Genomic DNA, 21978 nt, shown 5'->3' with positions numbered 1-21978 from the left:
CCAGCGGCCGGACCCGTCACCGGCCGGACCGGTCAGCGGCCGGACCGGTCACCGGCCGGACCCGTCACCGGCCAGGTCCCTCACCGGCCGTATCGGCCGGACCCTCAGGGGCCGACCCTCCGCGGCCGAACCCCTCACCGGACCTCGATGAACGCATCCGCCACCCGCCCCGCCCGCTCCTTCGGCTCCTCCGCCGGGTGTCCGACCGCCACCGCGCCCATCGGGTCCCAGCTCTCGGGCAGCCCGAGCACCTCCCGTACGACATCGCGGCAGAACATCGTGGACGACACCCACGCCGAGCCGAGCCGCTCGCCCGCCAGCGCCACCAGGAAGTTCTGCACGCCCGCGCCCGTGGCGACCACGAACATCTCGCGCTCGGCCGCGTCCCGGCGCGCGTCGCCGTAGGTGTGCGAGCCGTCCATCACCAGGCACGGCACCACCAAGTACGGCGCGTCGCGCAGCACTTGGCCCCGCCGGACCCGCTTGGCGATGAACTCCTCCGACTTGCCGTCGCGCCGCAGGTCCGCGATCCACGCGTCCCGCATCGCGTCCAACAGCCGCACCCGCGACCCCTCGGACTCCAGCAGCACGAACCGCCATGGCGTGGTGTGGTGCGGCGCCGGCGCCGTGACGGCCGCGGCCACCGCGCGGCGCACCGCGCCCGGGTCCACGGGTTCGTCCGTGAACGCGCGGACCGTACGCCGCTGGGTCACCGCCGTCCGTATCGCCTCCGAGGTGCCGAGGCGGAACATGTCGTCGGCCGCGCCCCGCACCAGCGCCTGGGTGCCACCCTCGGCGTCCGCCGAGACGAGGTGCGCGAGGCCGCTGGCCACCGCGACCGGGAAGCCGGACGCCTTGCCCTTGACCAGGTCGCCCGCGGCGGCCAGCTCGTCGGCGCTGGCCACCACGGTCGCGTTCAGCTCGTTGCCGTACGTGTCCGTGCCCCCGCGCAGGTCGTCCAGGACGCGCACGCCCGCGGCGCCGATCGCCACGTCGGTGAGCCCGGAGCGCCACGGCCGCCCGAAGGTGTCCGTCACCAGGACGCCCACCTCGACGCCGAGCGCGGCCCGGATCCCGGAGCGGATCGCCTCGGCCGAGGCGTCGGGGTCCTCGGGCAGCAACAGCACGGTCCCGGCGGGAGTGTTGGAGGCGTCGACCCCGGCCGCGGCCATGATCAGGCCCTGCCGGTTCTCGACGATGCGCAGGGCGCCGCGCCGGGCCACCACCCGTACCGTCTCGGCGTCGATCGCCGCCTCCCGGTCGGTCGCCTCGACGATCCGCCCCTCCGCCTTGGAGACGATCTTTGAGGTGACCAGGAGGACGTCCCCGTCCACGAGGTCGGGCGCGGCCGCAGCGATGAGCTTCGCGAGATCGTCCCCGGCCCGCACCTCCGGTATCCCGCCGACGGCCCGCACGCGGTACGAGGGCGGGGCACTCGCGGAGTCGGTGTACGAGGGCGGGGCGCTCGCGGAGTCGGCGCACGGAGCCGGCGTGCTCGTGGCGCCGGTGTACGAGGGCGGGATGCCCGCGGCGTCGGTGTGCGAGGCCGTGGCGCTCGTAACGTCAGAGCTCGCGGCGTCGGTGTGCGAGGGCGGGGCGCTCGTGACGTCAGAGCTCGCGGCGTCGGTGCTCACGCGCGCACCTCCTCCGCCAGCGTCAGCGCCTCACGCGCCATCGCCGCCGTCGCGTCCAGGTCCGTCATCATCAGCGGGACCGCGCGGCAGCGGATGCCCGCCTCCTCCACCCGGTCCACGGCGGCCCCGTCGGCGGTGTCGACCAGCCAGCCGTCGAGCAGCCCCGACCCGTAGTGCTCGGCGACCGCCGCTGCCGTCGACTCGACGCCGACGGCGGCCAGCACCTTGTCCGCCATGCCCCGCACCGGCGCGTCCCCGACGATCGGTGAGAGCCCGACCACCGGAACGCCCGCCTCCGCGATCGCCTCGCGGATGCCGGGGACGGCCAGGATGGTGCCGACGCTGACGACCGGGTTGGACGGCGGGAAGAGGATCACGTCGGCGGCGGCGATCGCCTCCAGGACGCCGGGCGCGGGCTTGGCCTGCTCCGCCCCGACCGGCACCACCGCGGTCGCCTCGACGGACGCCCGCAGCTTCACCCAGTACTCCTGGAAGTGGATGACCTTCCGCTCGCCGTCCGTCTCGATCGCCACATGCGTCTCGACCCGGTCGTCGGACATCGGGATCAGCCGGACGCCCGGCTGCCAGCGGGCGCAGAGCGCCTCGGTGACCGCGCTCAGCGGATAGCCCGCGCCGAGCATCTGCGTACGGACGATGTGGGTCGCGAAGTCGCGGTCGCCGAGACCGAACCACTCGGGCCCCACCCCGTACGCCGCGAGCTCCTCCTTGACGTGGAAGGACTCGTCGGCTCTGCCCCAGCCCTGCTCCTCGTTGATGCCACCGCCCAGGGTGTACATCACCGTGTCGAGGTCGGGGCAGACCTTCAGCCCGAACAGATGGATGTCGTCACCGGTGTTGCCGATCACCGTGATGTCCGCGTCCGGCGCGGCCTGCTTGAGGCCGCGCAGGAAACGGGCACCGCCGATGCCGCCGGCCAGAACCACAATGCGCATGCACAGCAGTCTGTCAGGCGGGCACGACATCGGGGGCGGCGGCTGTGGACAACTCGGCCTGAGTGCTGTGCATCGGCATGTCGGTCAGACCCGGGTAGTAGATGTGCAGGCTGACGGCCGGTTCCAGGGAGTCGTTGACGACCTCGTGGACATAGCCGGGCGCGAAGACCCGCTGGGCCCCGGCCGCCAGGGTGCGGGCGCCGCGCTCGGTGCGCTCGGTCAACTCGCCCTGGAGCACGGTCAGTACGCCCGAGGATGCGCCGTGGTCGTGCAGCCCGCTGCGCTGCCCGGGTACCCAGGACAGCAGCCAGACCTCGTAACCGGGTCCGGTGCGCAGCCGGTGGTACCAGCGGCTGGCCGCGTCGTACTGGACGAGCTGCTCCCACTGGGCGGGGTCGGCCGCGAGCGAGCGGGCCAGGCCGACGAAGTCGGCGACGGTGCTCGGGTGCTCGCGGGCGGGCTGGAGGAGGTGCGGGACCTCAAGGATGTCGCCGGCGATCTGAAGGTCGCTGTCGCTGTTCATGGATGCGGTGGTTCCTCGGCAGTAACTCAAGAAGCAGTGCGGGGGTGTCGCAAAGGCGTGTTCGCGGGGGCCCGGAAGGGCGGGGGAACGCGGTGAAGAAGCTGGAGCGCTACGGCATCAACAGCTGGAACAGCAACAGCGCGCCTGGACAGCGCTGCGGAACCCACGGACGTGGGTCGCGAAGAGCGCTGCGGTGGCTGGCATGCAACAAAGGTGACCAAGAAGAGCCCGGCTGTCAACTCAATACCCGATTTGGCCGTAATGTTTCACCTCATCCGGTTACTGCGTACGGAGAAAGGTTTGTGCACCGGCGCCACCGGAGATGTGGCGCTGCAACCGTGCGTGTAAACGCCATCGCGCCCTCGTGACCGGACTGTGATCCCAGTCGCTTCCGTCACCCGGACGCAACAAGATCGATATTGGGCTCGTCTTCTCTGGGCAGGTGACGGAGGGTGCGATTGAGCCATTGGCATGTGTCATGGTTTTTGCCGATTTGAACACTTTCCGTATAGCTTTGGTTCCGCAGAGTGAATACGGGGCCCAATAGCAGATCTCGGCTTGACTGGCCCGGATCCGCACACTTGTAATTTCACTCGTGTCGTTCGCCCGAAATCGGTAGCGGCAGCATCACGGGGCAGCAAAGACAGACGAGGGGTGCACATGACCGAGGTGTTCCAGGAGCTGCTGGTCGACGATGTGGACGAAGAACTCGGCTGGCAGGAGCGCGCGTTGTGCGCCCAGACCGACCCCGAGTCCTTTTTCCCCGAGAAGGGCGGCTCCACCCGGGAGGCCAAGAAGGTCTGCCTCGCCTGCGAAGTCCGCTCCGAGTGCCTCGAATACGCCCTCGCGAATGACGAACGCTTCGGCATCTGGGGCGGACTGTCCGAACGCGAGCGCCGCCGCCTGAAGAAGGCGGCGGTCTAGTTTTTTCGGGGGCTTTGCCCCCTCCGGACCCCGTCCGGGCCCCCTCCGGCTCCACCCGGCCCGCGCAGGCGGCGGACTGCCGCGTTCCCCAACCATTAGTGTGGGGCGCTGCCAGTCAGCACAGCAGCCTCCGGGGCCCCCAACCCCCGGACCCCGGCCGGAGGGGCCCGTACCTCGATGTCCGTGCACAGCCAGTCGACGGCCCCGTACTCCGAGGCCGCGGCACCCGAGTTCCCCAGACACGTCGTCACCGCCGTGCTCGTCTCGCACGACGGCGCGCGCTGGCTGCCCGACGCCCTCGCCGGCCTGCTCGGTCAGGAGCGTCCCGTGCAGAGCGCGTACGCGGCCGACACCGGCAGCGCCGACGACTCCGCCCGCCTGGTCACCGAGGCCCTGGGCGCCGACCGCGTCCTGCACCTCGCGCGCCGCACCGGCTTCGGCGCCGCCGTCGACGAGGCCGTCCGCTCCGCGGGGGTGCTCGGCCCGGAGGAGCTCCCGTACCTGAAGCGCCCCAGCGGCTGGGACCCCGTCTCGCGCAGCTGGCGGGACGACACCTACGACCTGCCGGAACTGCCGCACGGCGAGCCCGTGCAGTGGCTCTGGCTGCTGCACGACGACTGCGCCCCCGCGCCCGACGCCCTCGCCGAACTGCTGCGCGTCGCCGACTCCGACGCCCACGCCGCGATCGTCGGCCCCAAACTGCGCGGCTGGTACGACCGCAAGCAGCTGCTCGAAGTGGGCGTCTCCATCGCCCGCAGCGGCCGCCGCTGGACCGGCCTGGACCGGCGCGAACAGGACCAGGGCCAGCACGACCAGGTCCGCCCGGTGCTGTCGGTGTCCTCCGCGGGCATGCTGATCCGCCGCGACGTGTGGGAGCAGCTCGGCGGCTTCGACCGCCGACTGCCCTTGATGCGCGACGACGTCGACCTGTGCTGGCGCGCGCACGCCGCCGGGCACTCCGTCCTCGTCGCCCCCGAAGCCGTCGTACGGCACGCCGAGGCCGCCGCCCGCGAGCGCCGCACCGTCGACTGTGCGGGCCGCTCCGCCGTCGACCCGCACCGGGTCGACAAGGCGGGCGCCGTCTACACGATGCTCGTCAACTCGCGCCCCGCCGCGCTGCCCTACGTCTTCCTGCGCATCCTCGTCGGCACCGTGCTGCGCACCCTCGCGTATCTGCTCGGCAAGGCTCCCGGCCAGGCCGTCGACGAGATCATGGGCCTGTCCGCGACCCTGTTGCGGCCCGGCCGGATCCTCACCGGACGGCGCGCCCGCGGCAAGAGCGGGGTGGAGGCGAGCGAGCTGCGACCGCTCTTCCCGCCGCCCGGCGCCACCGTCCGCGCCACCGTCGAACAGGTCGCCTCCAGCCTCGGCGCCGGGACCGAGGACACCGGCGGCTCCCGGCACGGCGCCGTCGAGTCGGGGCCCGGCGGCGACGACGCCGACTTCCTTGAGATCGAGCAGTTCGCGCGGCTGAAGAAGATCGCCCGCAAACCCGCGCCCGTCCTGTTCGCCCTGCTCCTGCTGATCTCGCTGGTCGCCTGCCGCGAACTGCTCGGCGGCGGCGCCCTCTCCGGCGGCGCCCTGCTCCCCGCGCCCCCGGACGTCGGCGACCTGTGGGGCCGCTACGCGGACGCCTGGCACCCCATCGGCACCGGCGGCACCCAGACCGCCCCGCCCTACCTCGCGGTCATCGCCGCCCTCGCCGCCCTCTGCTTCGGCTCTACCGGCTTCGCACTGACCCTGCTGCTGGTCTGCTCGGTCCCGCTGGCCGGGCTCACCGCCTACTTCGCCTCCCGCCCGCTCGTCGAGTCGCGCCTGCTGCGCGCCTGGGCGGCCGTCGCCTACGCCTTCCTGCCCGCCGCCACCGGCGCCCTCGCCACCGGCCGCCTGGGCACCGCCGTCCTCGCCGTGCTCCTCCCGCTGATCGCCCGCGCGGGCATCACCGCCGCCGGGTTCCGCGGCGAGGGCCGGGGCTCGTGGCGCGCGACGTGGACGTACGCGCTGCTGCTCACCGCCGCCATGGCGTTCACCCCGGTCGTCTGGCCGCTCGCCGTGCTCCTGGGCCTCGCGGTCCTGGCGCTGCGCCGCGACGACCTCACCGCCTACGGACTGCGTTTCCTCGCCGCCGTCGGCACCCCTCTCCTGATCCTCGCCCCCTGGTCGCTGACCCTGCTCACCGGCCCGTCCGGCTTCTTCCGTGAGGCCGGCCTGGAGTACGGCAACGGCACGGCCTCCGCGCTCGACCTGCTCGGCGCCAGCCCCGGCGGCCCCAAGACGGTCGGCGGACTGCTCCTCGTCGGCTTCGTGCTGGCCGCGCTCGCCGCACTGCTGCGCGGCGAGCGGGAGTTCGCGATCCGCACCGCCTGGGCCGTCGCCCTCACCGGGTTCCTCTTCGCCGCCCTCTCCAACAACGACGGCTGGGCGGGCCCGGCCACCCTCCTCTACGGCCTCGCCCTGATCGCCGCAACCGTCCTCGGCGCCGAAGGCGCCAAGGAGCGCGTCGCCGCCCACGGCTTCGGCTGGCGCCAGCCCGTCGCCGCGCTGATCGCCCTGGCCGCCGCTGCCGCTCCGCTGATCGCGGCGGGCGGCTGGATGCTGCGCGGCGCCGACGGCCCGCTGGAGCGCCGCGACCCGGTGCAGGTGCCCGCGTTCGTCGCGGAGGAGAGCGGCACCCGCGACCAGGCCCGCACCCTCGTCCTGGGCGGCACTTCGGCCGCCAAGGTCTCCTACACCCTGGTCCGCGGCTCCGGCGGCCGCCTCGGCGACGCCGAACTCGCCGTCTCCGGAGGCAGCGACCCGCGCCTGGACAAGGTCGTTGCCAACCTGGTCGCGGGCTCCGGCGCCGACCAGTCCTCCCAGCTCAGCGGCTTCGCCGTGCGCTATGTGCTGGTACGCGACGGAGCGCCCGGCGCGTTCGGCCGGGTCCTGGACACCACCCCCGGCCTCAGCCGGCTCAGCCAGCTCGACGGCAGCGCCCTGTGGCGCGTCGACCGGCAGGTCGCCCGCGCCGTCATCGTGCCGCCCGCCGCCGCCTCCGCCGCCGCCGCGGGAGCGGCGCAGACGAGTACCGCCGAGCCGGTGGCCGTCGCCGCCGACCCGGTCGACGTCCACACCAAGATCCCGGCCGGTGCGGACGGCCGCGTCCTGCGGATCGCCGACCGGGCCGCGCCCGGCTGGACCGCGACCCTCGACGGCAAGCCGCTGAAGAAGACCACCGTCGACGGCTGGGCCCAGGGCTTCCAACTCCCCGCCGACGGCGGCCGTCTGGACATCACCTACGACGCTCCCTTCACCCACACCGCGTGGATCTGGGCCCAGTCGCTCCTCTCCCTGGTGCTCGTCGTGCTCGCCCTGCCGGGCCGTCGCCGCCGGATCGACGACGACCTGCCCGAGGAGGAGCAGCCGGTGCTGCCCCCCGCCCGGGACGGCGAGGGCCGCCGGGCCCGCCGCCTGCGTGCCCAGGCGGAGGCCGAGGCCGAGGCGGCCGGCGCCGAGCCGTCCGCGCAGGGCGAGGACCCGGCGGACCAGGACTTCCCGCCCCCGCCGGCCACCGCGCCCCCGGCCCCCGAACACGACCCGTACGCGGCCACCCAGTACGCCGACGTCCCGCAGCAGCAGTCCTACGGACAGTGGGATGCGCCGACGTACACCAACGCCGAGTACCCGCAGCAGCAGTACGACCCGTACCAGCAGCAGTACCAGCAGTACGACCCGTACCAACAGCAGCAGTACCCGCCGCAGGAGACCGCGTACGACCCCTACGGCTATGGCTACGGCGCGGACCAGGCGCCGGGCCAGGGGCAGGGTCACGCGCAGGGCCAGGGCGGCGAGGGCGGCCGCATCCCCGGCCAGGGCCATGGAGGCCAGGGCCACGACGGCCGGAGCCATGACGGCCAGGGCTACGACGGCCAGGGCCACGACGGCCAGGGCCACGACACCGAGCAGCCGCACCGCCCCGACGGGAGCAACCAGTGAACCGCAGCACTCTCTCCCTGATCGCGGCCGCCGTCGCCCTCGCCGCCGTCACCGGCTTCGCGGCCGTCACGGCGCCGGGCGGCGACTCGGGGAAGGCCGACGCGAAGGCTCCGGCACGACTGCCCGTCGAGCGCTCCAGCCTGCTGTGCCCGGCGCCCAGCCTGTCCGACCTGGCGGAGACCACGTACACCACGTACACCCCGAAGGGCAGCGGCGACGCGGGCGCCAAGGCGGGCACGGCGGGCAGCGCCGTGCTGAAGCCCGCCGTCACCCCGCTCACCGACGGCACCCCGGCCAAGGCGGCCGACAAGGACAAGAAGGGCAAAAAGGGGAAGACCCCCGAGAAGCCCGACCCCAACAAGGCGGTCGTCACCCTCAAGGAGCCCGGCAAGCCCGCGTCGGCCACGGCCGACGGCTCCGACGCACCCGCGCTCGCCGGGTCCGCCGACGGCCCGCTGGCGCCCGGCTGGGCGGCGCAGCAGACCACGGTGGTCTCGGCGGGCGACACGCGCGCGGTGCTCGGCACCCGCTGCACCGAACCCGACACCGACTTCTGGTTCCCCGGCGCCTCCACCGCCAAGACCCGTCAGGACTACGTCCACCTGACCAACCCCGACGACTCCGCGGCGGTCGCCGACATCGAGCTGTTCGGCAAGGACGGCGTCATCAAGTCGGAGGTGGGGGAGGGCATTACGGTCCCCGCGAAATCCAGCGTCCCTGTTCTGTTGTCAACGTTGACCTCGGCGGCGGCCGATGACCTGACGGTTCACGTCACGACCCGCTCCGGACGGGTCGGCGCGGTCGTGCAGGCATCGGACGCGAAGGCGGGCGCGGACTGGCTGCCCGCGTCGGCCGACCCGGCGGCGAGCCAGGTCCTCCCGGGCATCCCGGGCGACGCCACTGACGTACGCCTGGTGGTGTACGCCAAGGGCGCCGATGACGCCGATCTCAAGGTGCGCCTCGCCGGTGCGAGCGGCGGCTTCACCCCTGCTGGTCTGGACACCGTCCACGTGAAGTCGGGGATGACGGCGTCCTTTGATCTGAAGAACGTGATGAGGGGCGAGGCGGGTTCCCTGTTGCTCACCCCAACTTCGGATGGCGGAAAAACGCCCATCGTGGCGGCGCTGCGCGTAGTGCGCGGCACGGGTGACAAGCAGGAGACCGCATACATTCCGGCCACCGCGCCGGTCGGCGACCGGTCCACGGCCGCCGACAACCGGGCCAAGGGCTCGACGCTGGCGCTCACCGCGCCGTCCGCCGCCGCCACGGTCAAGGTCACCGCGTCGCCCGGCACCGAGGGCGGCGAGTCGCAGACCAAGACGTACACCGTGAAGGCCGGCACCACGCTGGCGGTGGAGCCGCCGGTCCCGTCCGGGCTCAAGGGCTCGTACGCGCTGACGGTCGAGACCCAGCCGGGCAGCGGCCCCGTCTACGCCTCCCGCACCCTGGCGCTGCCGCAGGACGGCATCCCGATGTTCACCGTGCAGACGCTCCCCGACGACAAGGGGACGGTCGCGGTCCCAACGGCGAAGCAGGACCTGTCGGTACTGGACGACTGAGTCTTTCCGCGTGTGAACGCGTTCGGTTCGGTTCAGTCCTGTCCGTAGCGGGGATCGACCGACTCCGGTGCCAGGCCGAGGAGTTCGGCGACCTGCTCGACCACGACCTCGTGGACGAGCAGGGCCCGCTCGTCCCGGCTCTTGGTGCGGATCTCGACCGGCCGCCGGTACACGATGATCCGCGCGGGCGAGCCCTTGGACGCGGGCAGCGCGCGCCCCAGCGGCACGGCCTCGTCGCTCCACCCGTCGTCGTCGGACTCGGGCAGCGGCACGTCGGAGACGAGGAAGTCGACGTCGGCCAGCTGCGGCCAACGTCGCTCCAGCCGCTCGACCGAGTCCCGCACCAGGTCGCGGAAGCTCTCCGCGCGGCTCGCCGAGAGCGGCACCTGCGGCGGGGCCACGGGTCCGCGCATGCCCCTGCCGTGCCGGTCGCGGCGGCGGGGCCGCGGGCCGGCCGGTACGGAGTCGGGGCCGGCGCCGATGCCGGAACTGGAACTGTCCATCACTGACGCAGCGTAGCCCTCCGAAGCGCCGTGCGATCGCGGCGGCGGCCCGTTCCGCGGCATGTCGCGGGATGACCGTTTCCCTCTCGCTTGAGAGCGATTACCGGCCCATACGAGACAGTGGATTTCACGTCGTTTGACCGGAAGATTCTCAAGTACGGAACGTAATCGGTCCGGTCACAGACCGTGCGGCCCTCTTCCCGTGCAGGTCAGCCCAGTTGCTCACGGGGCCGCTGTGCCCGAGCTCACACCGCGACACGGTGGAGTGACCCGGTGGAGAGTCGTCGCGGCCCGCTCAAGAGTGCGGTACCGTCCAACGTCGTGAGCCCTGTACGTCGCTGTTCGCGCACCGCGTGCGGCCGCCCTGCCGTCGCGACACTGACGTACGTCTACGCGGACTCGACCGCAGTCCTCGGCCCGCTCGCCACCTATGCCGAGCCCCATTGCTATGACCTGTGCGCCGAGCACAGCGAGCGCCTCACCGCGCCCCGCGGCTGGGAGGTCGTCCGCCTCACCGACGCGTCCGCGCCCGGTCGCCCCAGCGGCGACGATCTGGAAGCGCTTGCCAACGCGGTACGGGAAGCGGCCCGCCCCCACGAACGCGCCGCCGAAGCCGGCGGCGCCCGCGCGGCCGACCCCATGGAGGTCGCCCGCCGAGGCCACCTCCGGGTGCTGCGCTCACCGGAGCCCTGACGGGGCGAGGAGGCCGAGGGGGCTGAGCGTGCTGGACGCGCGACTCCCCGCCCCGCCCCTTTGCGCACCGTCCCTCCCCGCCCCGCCCCTCCGCACCCCGCCCTTTCGCGCCCCGCCCTTTCGCGCCCCGAGCCCGCCGGGGCCGACGCCCGCCGAGTTCCACCGCCGTCCGGTTCTCCACAGGCGCCGCAGCCCTGACAGCCTCAGCCGGTAGCCTCGGACCAGGGGGCCGCATGTCCCCGCAGATGAATTCAGAAGGGTTGGGCCGTGGCTGCTGATCTGTCGCAGATCGTGAAGGCGTACGACGTCCGCGGGGTGGTGCCGGATCAGTGGGACGAGTCCCTGGCCGAGCTGTTCGGAGCGGCTTTCGTACGGGTGGTGGGCGCCGACGCGATCGTGGTCGGACACGACATGCGTCCTTCGTCGCCCGGGCTGTCGGCGGCGTTCGCGCGCGGCGCGGCCCGCCAGGGCGCGGACGTCACGATGATCGGACTGTGCTCCACGGACCAGCTCTACTACGCGTCCGGGAAGCTGGACCTGCCCGGCGCCATGTTCACGGCGTCCCACAACCCGGCCCAGTACAACGGCATCAAGCTCTGCCGCGCGGGCGCCGCCCCGGTCGGCCAGGACACGGGTCTGGCCGACATCCGCGCCCTGGTCGAGGCCTGGTCGGAGTCGGGCGCTCCGGAAGCCGCGGCGACGGCCGGCACGCTCGACGAGCGCGACACCCTCGCGGACTACGCCGCCCACCTCAAGTCCCTGGTCGACGTCTCCGGCATCCGCCCCCTCAAGGTCGTCGTGGACGCGGGCAACGGCATGGGCGGCCACACCGTCCCGACCGTCTTCGCCGGTCTGCCGCTGACGCTGGTACCGATGTACTTCGAGCTCGACGGCACCTTCCCCAACCACGAGGCCAACCCCCTGGACCCCGCCAACATCGTCGACCTCCAGGAGCGCGTCCGCGCCGAGGGCGCCGACCTGGGCATCGCCTTCGACGGCGACGCCGACCGCTGCTTCGTGGTGGACGAGCGCGGCGAGGGAGTCTCCCCGTCCGCCGTGACCGCGCTGGTGGCGGCCCGTGAGCTGGCCAAGCACCCGGGCGGCACGGTCATCCACAACCTGATCACCTCCTGGTCCGTCCCGGAGGTCGTCCGCGAGAACGGCGGCACCCCGGTCCGCACCCGGGTCGGCCACTCGTTCATCAAGCAGGAGATGGCGCGTTCGGGCGCGATCTTCGGCGGCGAGCACTCCGCGCACTACTACTTCAAGGACTTCTGGAACGCCGACACCGGCATGCTGGCGGCCCTGCACGTCCTGGCCGCCCTGGGCACCCAGAAGGCCCCGCTCTCCCGCCTGCTGGCGGCGTACGACCGCTACACGGGCTCGGGCGAGATCAACTCGACGGTGACCGACCAGACCGCCCGTACGGAGGCGGTCCGCGAGGCCTTCGCGACGCGTCAGGGCGTCACCATGGACGAGCTGGACGGCCTGACGGTCTCCACGGCCGACTGGTGGTTCAACCTGCGCCCCTCCAACACCGAGCCCCTCCTGCGGCTGAACGTCGAGGCGCGTGACGAGCCGACGATGGCGAAGCTGCGGGACGAGGTCCTGGCGCTGGTACGGGCGTAGTCCCGCGCCGTCCCGTGCTCTCCAGCGCCGTCCAGCGCCGTCCAGCGCCGGACGGTGGGGGGCCGGGGTCCCATTTCGGCCGCCGGGCCTGGTCCCGGCGGCCTCCCGGGCCGGTGTGCGGCATCCGCCGCCACCACCGGTCCGGCCACGCCATCCGGGGAGCCCACACCCCACCCCGGCGGTAGGGTGACAAGGCCTGATCCGGGCACCTGATCCACGGCACCCGATTCACGTATACGTAGACGACGAAGACGTTCCGGAAGGACCCCCATGCCGCTCGAAGCCGGCCTCCTCGACATCCTCGCCTGCCCCGCGTGCCACGCCCCGCTCAAGGACGCCACGGCCGAGGAGACGCCCGAGCTGGTCTGCACCGGCGCGGACTGCGGCCTCGCGTACCCGGTCCGCGACGGCATCCCCGTCCTCCTCGTCGACGAGGCCCGCCGCCCGGCCTGACCCCACCCCGCGCGGACCCCGGTCCCGCGGACCCCGCCCGGCGCACCAGCCGGGAACCGAGTGACCCGGAACCCCGATCGCCCCGGAGGCCGCCGCACATGCTCGATGAGTCGCTGCTCGACGCGCCGGAAGCCCTGGCCCGCGCGGACCGCCGCGGTCTGCTGCGCGGAGCCGCGGAGGCCGGCGCCCGCGTCCGTACCGCCGCCCGGCACGCCATCGAGGCGGGCATCGCGGAGCTACAGCCCGAGGGCCGCCCCCGAGCCGTACTCGTCGCGGGCCCCGGCACCGCCGCCGAGGGCGTGGCCGACCTGGTCACCGCGCTGGCCGGAGCCTCCGCGCCGGTCGCCCGCCTCGTCTCGACAGGAGTGGCCGCCGCGGCCGGCGCCCTTCGCTGGAACCTGCCCGGCTGGGCGGGCTCCGTCGACCTCCTGCTCATCACGACGACGGACGGCAGCGAGCCCGGCCTGGCGCTCCTCGCGGAGCAGGCCTACCGCCGGGGCTGCACGGTCGTGGCCGTCGCCCCGAAGGGTTCCCCGCTCTCCGAGGCCGTCGACGGTGTGCACGGCCTGGTGGTGCCGCTGGCGACGGCCCCGCACGAGCTGTACGAGGACGGGAGGACCCCGGCCGCCTCCCCGAGCGCGTTGTGGGCGTTGTTCACCCCCATCCTCGCCCTGCTCGACCGCCTCGGGCTGATGTCCGCGCCTCCGGAGACGCTGGAGAAGATCGCCGACCGCCTTGACCGCACCGCGGAACGCTGCGGCCCGGCCATCGCCACGTACAGCAACCCGGCGAAGACCCTCGCGACGGAACTCGCCGACTCGCTTCCCCTCGTCTGGACGGAGGGCGAGGCCGCCGCCCCGGCGGGCCGCCGCTTCGCGACCGTATTGGCCGAGCTCGCGGGGCGCCCCGCACTCGCCGGCGAGCTGCCGGAGACGCTGGCGTCGCACGGCATCCTGCTCGCGGGCGCCCTCGGGGAGGGCGCCGACCCGGACGACTTCTTCCGCGACCGTGTGGAAGAGCCCGCGACGCTGCACGCCCGGGTCGTCCTGCTGCGCGACCGCCCGGCCGACGGCCTCTCCGCGGCCCCGGCCGCACGCGAACTCGCCCTGAACCACGAGGCGCAGATCAGCGAGCTGGAGCCGGAGGAGGGCACGGAGCTGGAATGCCTGGCGGAGCTCCTCGCCCTCACGGACTTCGCGACCGCGTACCTCGCCCTCGCGTCGACGCCGCCCCCGGCGTAGGGCGCCGCCGGTGCAGCCCGATGACGCCTGGTGCAGCTCGGTGCCGACGCGCCCCCGTGGCCGAGGACACCCAGTGGCCGAGGACAGCAGCGGGCGACGCCGAGCCGACGCCGACTGCTCCCGGCCGTGGCCGATGCCGACGACTGCCGACCATGACCGACGCCGACGGCTGCCCGCAGTGACCGAGACCGAGACCGACAGCTGCCGAAGCGCACAGCGACCGAACCCGTACGAGACCACGCGAAAGAGACCACGCGAACCATGGACCGTCTCGCCAACACCGTGCGCCCCTACGCCTGGGGCTCCACGACGCTGATCCCGGAACTGCTCGGCACCACCCCGACCGGTGAGCCCCAGGCCGAGATGTGGATGGGCGCGCATCCGGGCGCCCCGTCCCGTATCGACCGGGGTGCGGGCGAGATCCCGCTCTCCGACGTCATCGCAGCGGACCCGACGACGGAGCTCGGTGACGCGGCCGTCGCCAAGTTCGGCCCCCGTCTTCCTTTTCTTCTCAAATTGCTGGCGGCAGGCGCCCCCCTCTCGCTTCAGGTGCATCCCAATCTCGCCCAGGCGCAGCGGGGTTACGCGGACGAGGAAAGCGCGGGCGTTCCGCTCGGCGCCCCGCACCGCAATTACAAGGACGCCAACCACAAGCCCGAACTGATCTGTGCCTTGACAACGTTCGAAGGCATGTGCGGGTTCCGGGCTCCGGAAGAATCCGCGGAACTTCTCGCCTCGCTCGACGTGAACTCCCTCAAGCCGTATGTGGACCTTCTGCGCGCCCACCCCGAAGAGGCGGCGCTGCGCGAGGTCCTCACGGCCGTACTGACCGCCGATCCGCAGGAGATGGCGGCGACGGTGACCGAGGCCGCCGCGGCCTGCGAGCGCCTCGGCGGCGACGCCTACCGGGCCTACGCCACGCTCGCCCACCACTTCCCGGGCGACCCGGGCGTCATCGCGGCCATGCTCCTCAACTACGTCCGGCTCCAGCCCGGCGAGGCCCTGTTCCTCGGCGCGGGCGTCCCGCACGCGTATCTGAGCGGCATGGGCGTGGAGATCATGGCCAACTCGGACAACGTGCTGCGCTGCGGCCTGACCCCGAAGCACGTGGACGTTCCCCAGCTCCTCCAGGTCGTCCGCTTCGAGGCCAATGACCCGGGCGTGCTGCGCCCCGAGGCGTCGGAGATGGGCGAGGAGCTCTACGACACCCCGATCGACGAGTTCCGCCTGTCCCGTTTCGTACGGGCGGAGGGCGCGGCTCCGACGGACCTGACGGCCGGGACCCCGCAGATCGTCCTGTGCACGGCGGGTGCGGTGGAACTCGGCGACCTGCGGCTCGCCCCGGGTCAGGCGGCCTTCGTCCGGGCAGGCGAAAAGGCCGAACTGTCCGGAACGGGCACCGTTTTTCGCGCCACTGTCGTGGCCTGATGCAACAATGTGCGGCCGTATGGCGGCACCCGGGCGGCCGCGACACCGACGAAGGGAACACGTGCACGTATGAGTGCGTCAGGCGGAACCAAGGCGATCGTGGCGGCGCTCGGCGCCAACCTCGCGATCGCGGCAGCCAAGTTCGTGGCGTTCCTCTTCAGTGGCTCGTCGTCGATGCTCGCGGAGAGCGTCCACTCGCTGGCCGACTCGGGCAACCAGGGGCTGCTGCTGGTCGGCGGCAAGAAGGCGCAGCGTGAGGCGACGCCCCAACACCCCTTCGGCTACGGCCGGGAGCGCTACATCTACGCCTTCCTCGTCTCGATCGTGCTGTTCTCGGTGGGCGGCATGTTCGCCCTCTACGAGGGCTACGAGAAGGTCAAGCACCCGCACCAGATCGAGGCCTGGTACTGGCCCGTCGGAGTCCTGGTCTTCGCGATCGTCGCCGAGGGCTTCTCCTTCCGTACGGCCATCAAGGAGTCGAACGAGACGCGGGGCGCGCTCTCCTGGTCGCAGTTCGTGCGCCGGGCGAAGGCCCCCGAGCTCCCTGTAGTCCTCCTTGAGGACGCGGGCGCCCTGATCGGACTCGTCCTCGCCCTCGGCGGCGTGGGCCTCGCGCTGGCCACCGACGACGGCGTCTGGGACGGCGTCGGCACCCTCTGCATCGGCACGCTGCTGATCCTTATCGCCCTCATCCTGGCGGTCGAGACGAAGTCCCTGCTGCTCGGCGAGGCGGCCGGCATGGAGGAGGTGGAGAAGATCCGTACGGCGATCGTCGACGGCGACACGGTCACCTCCGTCATCCACATGCGTACGCTCCACCTGGGCCCGGAGGAACTGCTGGTCGCGGCCAAGATCGCGGTCCAGCACGACGACACGGCGGCCGAGGTCGCCCACGCCATCAACGCGGCCGAGGCCCGCATCCGCGAGGCGGTCCCGATCGCCCGGGTGATCTACCTGGAGCCGGACATCTACAGTGCCGCGGAAGCCGCGGCGGGCCCGGACCCGGCGGCCACGCCGGGCGGCACGGGGCACTGAGTTCTCGTCGAGTACGGGCCACCGAGTCCTGAAAGACCCCCTTTGGGGAGGCTCGCGACTCTGGATTTCGCCACCTCGTCATCCGGGACGGGCTGGGGGCGGCTGGGCCGATCGGTGTAGATTCGTGACCAGAGCCAGACGTCGCTGCTGATGGCGGTCGGTCGGTACGCCACGCGCACCGGCCGAGGGAGAGAGGGCCTCCGACGGACTGCGCTGTGAGCGCGACGGGCACCGCTTGGTGCCCACGGACACTCCGGTGTCCGCCCGGACATCGCGATGTCCGCCCCGGGCACCCGCTGGTGTCCGTGTGGCCGTCGCCGTGCCCCGGCGCGCCCGCAGACCTTCCGTACCCACCCTCGACCCATCCACGAGGAGCAGCTCGCCATGACGACTGTCGACGCCGGCCAGGACTTCAAGGTCGCCGACCTCTCCCTCGCCGCCTTCGGGCGCAAGGAGATCACCCTCGCCGAGCACGAGATGCCCGGCCTGATGTCGATCCGCAAGGAGTACGCCGCCACCCAGCCGCTCGCCGGCGCCCGGGTCACCGGCTCCCTGCACATGACGGTGCAGACCGCCGTCCTGATCGAGACCCTCGTCGCCCTCGGCGCCGAGGTCCGCTGGGCCTCCTGCAACATCTTCTCCACCCAGGACCACGCCGCCGCCGCCATCGCGGTCGGCCCCAACGGCGCCCCCGAGAACCCCCAGGGCGTCCCGGTCTTCGCCTGGAAGGGCGAGACGCTCGAGGAGTACTGGTGGTGCACGGAGCAGGCCCTCACGTGGCCGAACTCCCCGACCGGCGGCCCGAACATGATCCTGGACGACGGCGGTGACGCCACGCTCCTGGTCCACAAGGGCGTCGAGTTCGAGAAGGCCGGCGCGGCCCCGGACCCGTCCACCGCGGACAGCGAGGAGTACGGCTACATCCTCACCCTGCTGAACCGCACCCTCTCCGAGAACCCGCAGAAGTGGACGCAGCTGGCGTCCGAGATCCGCGGCGTCACCGAAGAGACCACCACCGGTGTCCACCGTCTGTACGAGATGCACCGCGACGGCACCCTCCTCTTCCCGGCGATCAACGTCAACGACGCGGTCACCAAGTCCAAGTTCGACAACAAGTACGGCTGCCGCCACTCCCTGATCGACGGCATCAACCGCGCCACCGACGTCCTCATCGGCGGCAAGACCGCCGTCGTCTGCGGCTACGGCGACGTGGGCAAGGGCTGCGCGGAGTCCCTGCGCGGCCAGGGCGCCCGAGTGATCATCACCGAGATCGACCCGATCTGCGCCCTGCAGGCGGCGATGGACGGCTACCAGGTCACCACGCTCGACGAGGTGGTCGACAAGGCCGACATCTTCGTCACCACGACGGGCAACAAGGACATCATCATGGCCGCGGACATGGCCAAGATGAAGCACCAGGCGATCGTCGGCAACATCGGCCACTTCGACAACGAGATCGACATGGCTGGCCTCGCCAAGATCCCCGGCATCGTCAAGGACGAGGTCAAGCCGCAGGTCCACACCTGGACGTTCCCCGACGGCAAGGTCCTCATCGTCCTCTCCGAGGGCCGCCTGCTGAACCTGGGCAACGCGACCGGCCACCCGTCGTTCGTGATGTCCAACTCGTTCGCGGACCAGACCCTGGCCCAGATCGAGCTGTTCACCAAGCCCGAGGAGTACCCGACCGACGTCTACGTGCTGCCCAAGCACCTCGACGAGAAGGTCGCCCGCCTCCACCTCGACTCGCTCGGCGTGAAGCTCACGACGCTCCGCCCCGAGCAGGCCGCGTACATCGGCGTCGAGGTCGAGGGCCCGTTCAAGCCGGACCACTACCGCTACTGACCCGGCTACCGATTCCGCGACTGACGGATCCAACGGATCCAACGGATTCAGCAGCCGCGGTATCGAGTACGCAGTAGCGAGAGCAGCGGTACAAGGCAGGCCCCCGGACCCCCGTGCCGGGGGCCTGCCCCGTACCCCGCTCCGTACAACGGTCCACCCCTACGCCCCCGAGGACCACAAGACCCCATGCCCCGCGGCCGGTATTCGCTTCACGATCCGCACGATCACACCCCCCTCGGCGAAGAACACTTCCACTGCGCGCCCGGCCCCTCCGGCTGGCGCTACGTCTCCCAGATCACCACCCCCTCCGGCGACCCCGCCGGCTCCGTCGACCTCGCCCTCGACGACCGCGGCCGCCCCATCCGTCTCGAACTCCACGCCGGCAGCTGGCAGGTGCGCGGTGCCGCCCTCGACGGCGTCACCTGGGTCCGCACCGACCCCACCGGCACTCACGCCACCGAAGGCAACGTCCCCGCCCACGCCTTCACCGGCTCTTCCCCGGCATTCCTCATCGCCACGTCACGTCTGCTCCGCCTCACCCCCGGTTCCCCCGCGACCCGCGTACGCCTCGTCGCCTTCACCGACCCGGTCCTGGCTCCCCGCACCCTCGACCAGTCCTGGGCCTTGGTGAACAGTGAAGCGCACGCCACTGACAACGGCCCTCTGACCGTGGACGAATACCAGGTCAGCGCCCTGGACACGGGCGAACAGCACCTCGTCCACATCGCCGGTGACGTGGTCCTGGCAGCTCCTGGAATCGAGCTCGAATCCCTCGAAAGCCCGCCGTCGGTCTGGGCGCCGTAGGTATCCATCCCGCGGTGCCGCTCGTGCCTGGCAGGCGCGGGCGGGCGACCTGGACGGGCGGGCGGGGGCCGGGGCCTGGGGGCGGCCGATCGCGCAGGGCCGGGCGGGCCGGGTGATTCAGGCAGGTGGTACGAAGCCCGTGGCGGACCAGGCATCGGGCTCGGGCTCGGGCTCGAACCCCGGCTTCGGCGCCGAGGGGGCGGAGGCGCTGGAGGTGGATGCCGCGGATGCGGACGGGGCGGTCGCGGGTGGCATACGCGGGGGAGTGGGGGCCCAGACGGGCGCGGCCGGGGCGGGCAGCGCCCCGTAGGGCACCGGGCCGCGGAACGCCAGGCCGTGGGACGCCGGTGCGGCGGGCTTCCCGCCTGACGGCTCGCCCATCGCCGATGCTGCCCCGCCCATCGGCGTACCGAAATCCCTGATTCCGGTGAGGTCGCCGCCGAGCCCGCTGCCCCCGCCAGTCGCCCGTGCCGCCCCGAACGCCCGTCGCGCGTCCCGCGTCTGCCGCTCGGCCATGACCGCCGCCAGATACGCGGCCGGGGGCACACCCTCCGGCGCCGGCGCTCCAGTCCGCGCCACCATGTCGTCGGCCAGCCGGACGGCCATCGCCCAGCTCACCTGCGCGTCGAGCTGGCCCATCCGCGTCAGGTACTGCCGTACCGCCAGCCACAGAGCGTCCGGCACTGCCGACAGATCGAGCCCGGAGAAACGTCCCATCAGCCAGGGCGGAGGGGGCGGCACGGCAGCCGCCCGCCCGCCCGGCACCCTCTCCCGTACGACCAGGGTCCCCGCGAACACGTCCCCGATCCGCCGCCCCCGCTCCGAAACCAACGACGCGATGCAGGCCACGACCCCGAAGGTCAACAGGATCTCGACGACGCCCATCGCCCCGCGCACGAGCGCGTGCCGGAAGCGGATCAGCCCGCCGTCGTCACGCACCACCCGCAGACCGCAGGCGAGCTTTCCCAAAGAGCGCCCGTGCGTCAGCGTCTCGACCGCTATGGGCACTCCGACGAGTACGAGGACGAACATCGCGACGGCTATCGCCGCCTGTGCGGCATCGTCGAGCGACGCGGTGGCCAGCAGCAGGGCGAACGACACGATCAGGTAGGCGGCCCAAGCGACAGCCATGTCGATGAGGAGCGCGAAAGCGCGACTGGGCAGCCGTGCGGGCCGCAGCCCCAGTACGACCGCGTCCCCCGTGACCAGAGCACTCACCGGTACCCACCCTTCACCGTCGCCGCCGAAGCGACACCTTCACCAGTGCCGCCGAAGCAGCGACCTTCCCCGACCCTCGGAAACCTCAGTCTGCCAAGCTGGCCCGCAGCGCGCCGCAGTAGTACGGACCGTACGCACCCAGTGCCTGGAGCAGCAGCCGACCATGGACCTCGACGTCTTCGTCACCGCCCACCATCCCGAGTGGGACCGACTCGAACAGTTGCTGCGCCGTGGCCGCCGCCTGACAGGCGCCGAGGCCGACGAACTCGTCGCCCTCTACCAGCGCACCTCGACGCACCTCTCGCAGATACAGTCCTCGGCGCCGGACCCGCAGCTCACGGCCCGTCTCACCCAGCTCGTCGCCCGAGCCCGCGCCACGGTGACCGGCACCCGTCGCGCGTCCTGGCGGGACGCCGCCCGCTTCCTGACCGCCGGATTCCCGGCAGCCGTCTATCGCGCGCGTAGATGGTGGATTCCGGCGGCCCTGCTCTCGACCGCCCTGGCCGCGATCATCGGTTGGTGGATCGGCACCCACCCCGAAGTCCAGTCGTCGATCGCCGCCCCAGAGACGCTCAGGGACATGACGCGACCCGGTGGCGAGTACGAGACGTACTACTCCAGCCACCCCGCCGCCTCCTTCGCGGCCCAGGTCTGGACGAACAACGCGCAGGCAGCGGCCATGTGCTTGGTCCTGGGCGCGTTCCTGGGGCTGCCCGTCCTCTGGGTCCTCTTCTCCAACATGCTGAACCTGGGCGTGGGCATCGGCCTCATGTCCTCGGCCGGCCGCCTGGACACCTTCCTCGGCCTGGTCCTCCCACACGGCCTTCTTGAACTGACCGCTGTCTTCGTGGCGGCGGGTACAGGGCTACGCCTTGGCTGGACGGTCATCGACCCCGGCCCGCGCACCCGCCGCGACGCCCTCGCCGAAGAAGGCCGCGCGGCCCTGGGTATGGCCATCGGCCTGGCTCTGGTCCTGTTCGTCTCCGGCCTGATCGAAGCCTTCGTCACGCCGTCGGGTCTCCCCACCTGGGCCCGCATCACCATCGGCATCACCGCCGAGCTGGCGTTCCTCGTGTACGTGTACGTGCTCGGCGGCCGGGCAGTACGTGAGGGCGAGACGGGCGACGTCGACGAACCGGACCGCAGCGCGGGTCTCCCCACTGCCGCGTGATGTGCGTACGACCCCTCTGACCTGGTACTGTCCTCTTCGCCCACAAAAACCGTTGACACGGTCAGCGTGGGGAGGTAGATTCAAACGGTTGCGACGGACTGGACAAGTTCGGGCGCAACTGGCTAGTATCTCTCTCGCTCTCACCGGAAATTGAATTTCCGAAGAGCCATCTCCGATTGATTCGAATCACGAAGCCGATTAGCTCGGCTGAAACGCTTCTGATAGAGTCGGAATCGCCGGAAAGGGAAACGCGAAAGCGGAAACCTGGAAAGCACCGAGGAAATCGGATCGAGAAACGGTCTGATAGAGTCGGAAACGAAGGAAGCGCCCGGAGGGCCCGGAAACGGGAACAAAGGAAGCGTCCGTACCTTGAGAACTCAACAGCGTGCCAAA

At 72.1% G+C, this 21978-nt stretch carries 18 protein-coding genes; 12 read left to right on the top strand and 6 right to left on the bottom strand.

Features of this window, described 5'->3' with window-relative positions:
* Window positions 1-134: 134 nt before the first annotated feature.
* Genes AB0G17_RS23500 through AB0G17_RS23490 form a run of 3 tightly spaced genes read right to left on the bottom strand, consistent with a single transcriptional unit; the run spans window position 135 to window position 3110 of the window.
* Window positions 135-1634, bottom strand: coding sequence for a coenzyme F420-0:L-glutamate ligase (locus AB0G17_RS23500; RefSeq protein ID WP_361386083.1), 1500 nt, complete (start codon window positions 1632-1634; stop codon window positions 135-137).
* Window positions 1631-2587: a 2-phospho-L-lactate transferase gene (gene cofD / locus AB0G17_RS23495; protein ID WP_361386080.1), complete on the bottom strand. Its 957-nt coding sequence runs from the start codon at window positions 2585-2587 to the stop codon at window positions 1631-1633. Before cofD ends, AB0G17_RS23500 begins: the two co-directional genes overlap by 4 nt.
* A 13-nt stretch (window positions 2588-2600) precedes the next feature.
* Window positions 2601-3110 carry a cysteine dioxygenase family protein gene (locus AB0G17_RS23490; protein ID WP_361386077.1) on the bottom strand — a complete coding sequence of 170 codons (510 nt, stop codon included), beginning with the start codon at window positions 3108-3110 and terminating at the stop codon, window positions 2601-2603.
* A gap of 660 nt (window positions 3111-3770) precedes the next feature.
* Between AB0G17_RS23490 and AB0G17_RS23485 the strand changes: the two genes are divergently transcribed.
* The 3 genes from AB0G17_RS23485 to AB0G17_RS23475 all read left to right on the top strand — a co-directional run bounded on the left by AB0G17_RS23485 (window position 3771) and on the right by AB0G17_RS23475 (window position 9568).
* A complete protein-coding gene (locus tag AB0G17_RS23485; protein ID WP_067159810.1) occupies window positions 3771-4034 on the top strand; it encodes a WhiB family transcriptional regulator in 264 nt (87 codons plus the stop codon).
* Window positions 4035-4211: 177 nt separating this feature from the next.
* Window positions 4212-8009 (top strand): glycosyltransferase, encoded by a 3798-nt coding sequence (locus AB0G17_RS23480; protein ID WP_361386074.1) that lies wholly within the window; start codon window positions 4212-4214, stop codon window positions 8007-8009.
* Window positions 8006-9568 carry a DUF5719 family protein gene (locus AB0G17_RS23475; RefSeq protein ID WP_361386071.1) on the top strand — a complete coding sequence of 521 codons (1563 nt, stop codon included), beginning with the start codon at window positions 8006-8008 and terminating at the stop codon, window positions 9566-9568. The genes AB0G17_RS23480 and AB0G17_RS23475 overlap by 4 nt, the downstream gene beginning before the upstream one ends.
* 32 nt (window positions 9569-9600) lie before the next feature.
* On the opposite strand, the gene AB0G17_RS23470 is transcribed toward AB0G17_RS23475, so the two are convergent.
* The gene (locus tag AB0G17_RS23470) at window positions 9601-10071 is read right to left on the bottom strand and encodes a metallopeptidase family protein (RefSeq protein WP_361386068.1); all 471 of its coding nucleotides are present in this window, start codon (window positions 10069-10071) and stop codon (window positions 9601-9603) included.
* 273 nt (window positions 10072-10344) lie between these two features.
* On the opposite strand from AB0G17_RS23470, the gene AB0G17_RS23465 reads away from it, so the two are divergent.
* The 8 genes from AB0G17_RS23465 (at window position 10345) to AB0G17_RS23430 (ending at window position 19196) form a co-directional block, all read left to right on the top strand.
* Window positions 10345-10764 (top strand): DUF3499 domain-containing protein, encoded by a 420-nt coding sequence (locus tag AB0G17_RS23465; RefSeq protein ID WP_266980284.1) that lies wholly within the window; start codon window positions 10345-10347, stop codon window positions 10762-10764.
* A gap of 267 nt (window positions 10765-11031) precedes the next feature.
* Window positions 11032-12393, top strand: a complete 1362-nt coding sequence (locus AB0G17_RS23460; RefSeq protein WP_361386063.1) for a phosphomannomutase/phosphoglucomutase — start codon at window positions 11032-11034, stop codon at window positions 12391-12393.
* 270 nt (window positions 12394-12663) lie between these two features.
* Window positions 12664-12846, top strand: a complete 183-nt coding sequence (locus AB0G17_RS23455) for a Trm112 family protein (RefSeq protein WP_067159781.1) — start codon at window positions 12664-12666, stop codon at window positions 12844-12846.
* A 98-nt stretch (window positions 12847-12944) separates the two neighbouring features.
* A complete protein-coding gene (locus AB0G17_RS23450) occupies window positions 12945-14087 on the top strand; it encodes an SIS domain-containing protein (RefSeq protein WP_361386059.1) in 1143 nt (380 codons plus the stop codon).
* Between the two features lie 261 nt (window positions 14088-14348).
* Window positions 14349-15515 (top strand): mannose-6-phosphate isomerase, class I, encoded by a 1167-nt coding sequence (gene manA, locus AB0G17_RS23445; RefSeq protein ID WP_361386056.1) that lies wholly within the window; start codon window positions 14349-14351, stop codon window positions 15513-15515.
* 69 nt (window positions 15516-15584) lie between these two features.
* Complete coding sequence (locus AB0G17_RS23440; RefSeq protein WP_361386053.1) at window positions 15585-16550, top strand: cation diffusion facilitator family transporter; 966 nt, start codon at window positions 15585-15587, stop codon at window positions 16548-16550.
* A 384-nt stretch (window positions 16551-16934) separates the two neighbouring features.
* Complete coding sequence (ahcY, locus tag AB0G17_RS23435) at window positions 16935-18392, top strand: adenosylhomocysteinase (protein ID WP_361386050.1); 1458 nt, start codon at window positions 16935-16937, stop codon at window positions 18390-18392.
* Window positions 18393-18578: 186 nt separating this feature from the next.
* Window positions 18579-19196, top strand: coding sequence for a hypothetical protein (locus AB0G17_RS23430; protein ID WP_361386047.1), 618 nt, complete (start codon window positions 18579-18581; stop codon window positions 19194-19196).
* A 117-nt stretch (window positions 19197-19313) separates the two neighbouring features.
* Here the strand turns inward: AB0G17_RS23430 and AB0G17_RS23425 are convergent, their stop codons facing one another.
* A complete protein-coding gene (locus AB0G17_RS23425; RefSeq protein WP_361386044.1) occupies window positions 19314-20414 on the bottom strand; it encodes an RDD family protein in 1101 nt (366 codons plus the stop codon).
* 163 nt (window positions 20415-20577) lie between these two features.
* On the opposite strand from AB0G17_RS23425, the gene AB0G17_RS23420 reads away from it, so the two are divergent.
* The gene (locus tag AB0G17_RS23420; RefSeq protein ID WP_361386040.1) at window positions 20578-21585 is read left to right on the top strand and encodes a stage II sporulation protein M; all 1008 of its coding nucleotides are present in this window, start codon (window positions 20578-20580) and stop codon (window positions 21583-21585) included.
* Window positions 21586-21783: 198 nt separating this feature from the next.
* On the opposite strand, the gene AB0G17_RS23415 is transcribed toward AB0G17_RS23420, so the two are convergent.
* A partial coding sequence (locus AB0G17_RS23415) for a hypothetical protein (protein ID WP_361386037.1) occupies window positions 21784-21978 on the bottom strand: 195 nt, incomplete at its 5' end.

It is taken from the genome of Streptomyces sp. NPDC023838 (assembly GCF_040639555.1).
GTDB lineage: Bacteria > Actinomycetota > Actinomycetes > Streptomycetales > Streptomycetaceae > Streptomyces.
This window is presented reverse-complemented; position numbering and strand designations above follow the sequence as displayed.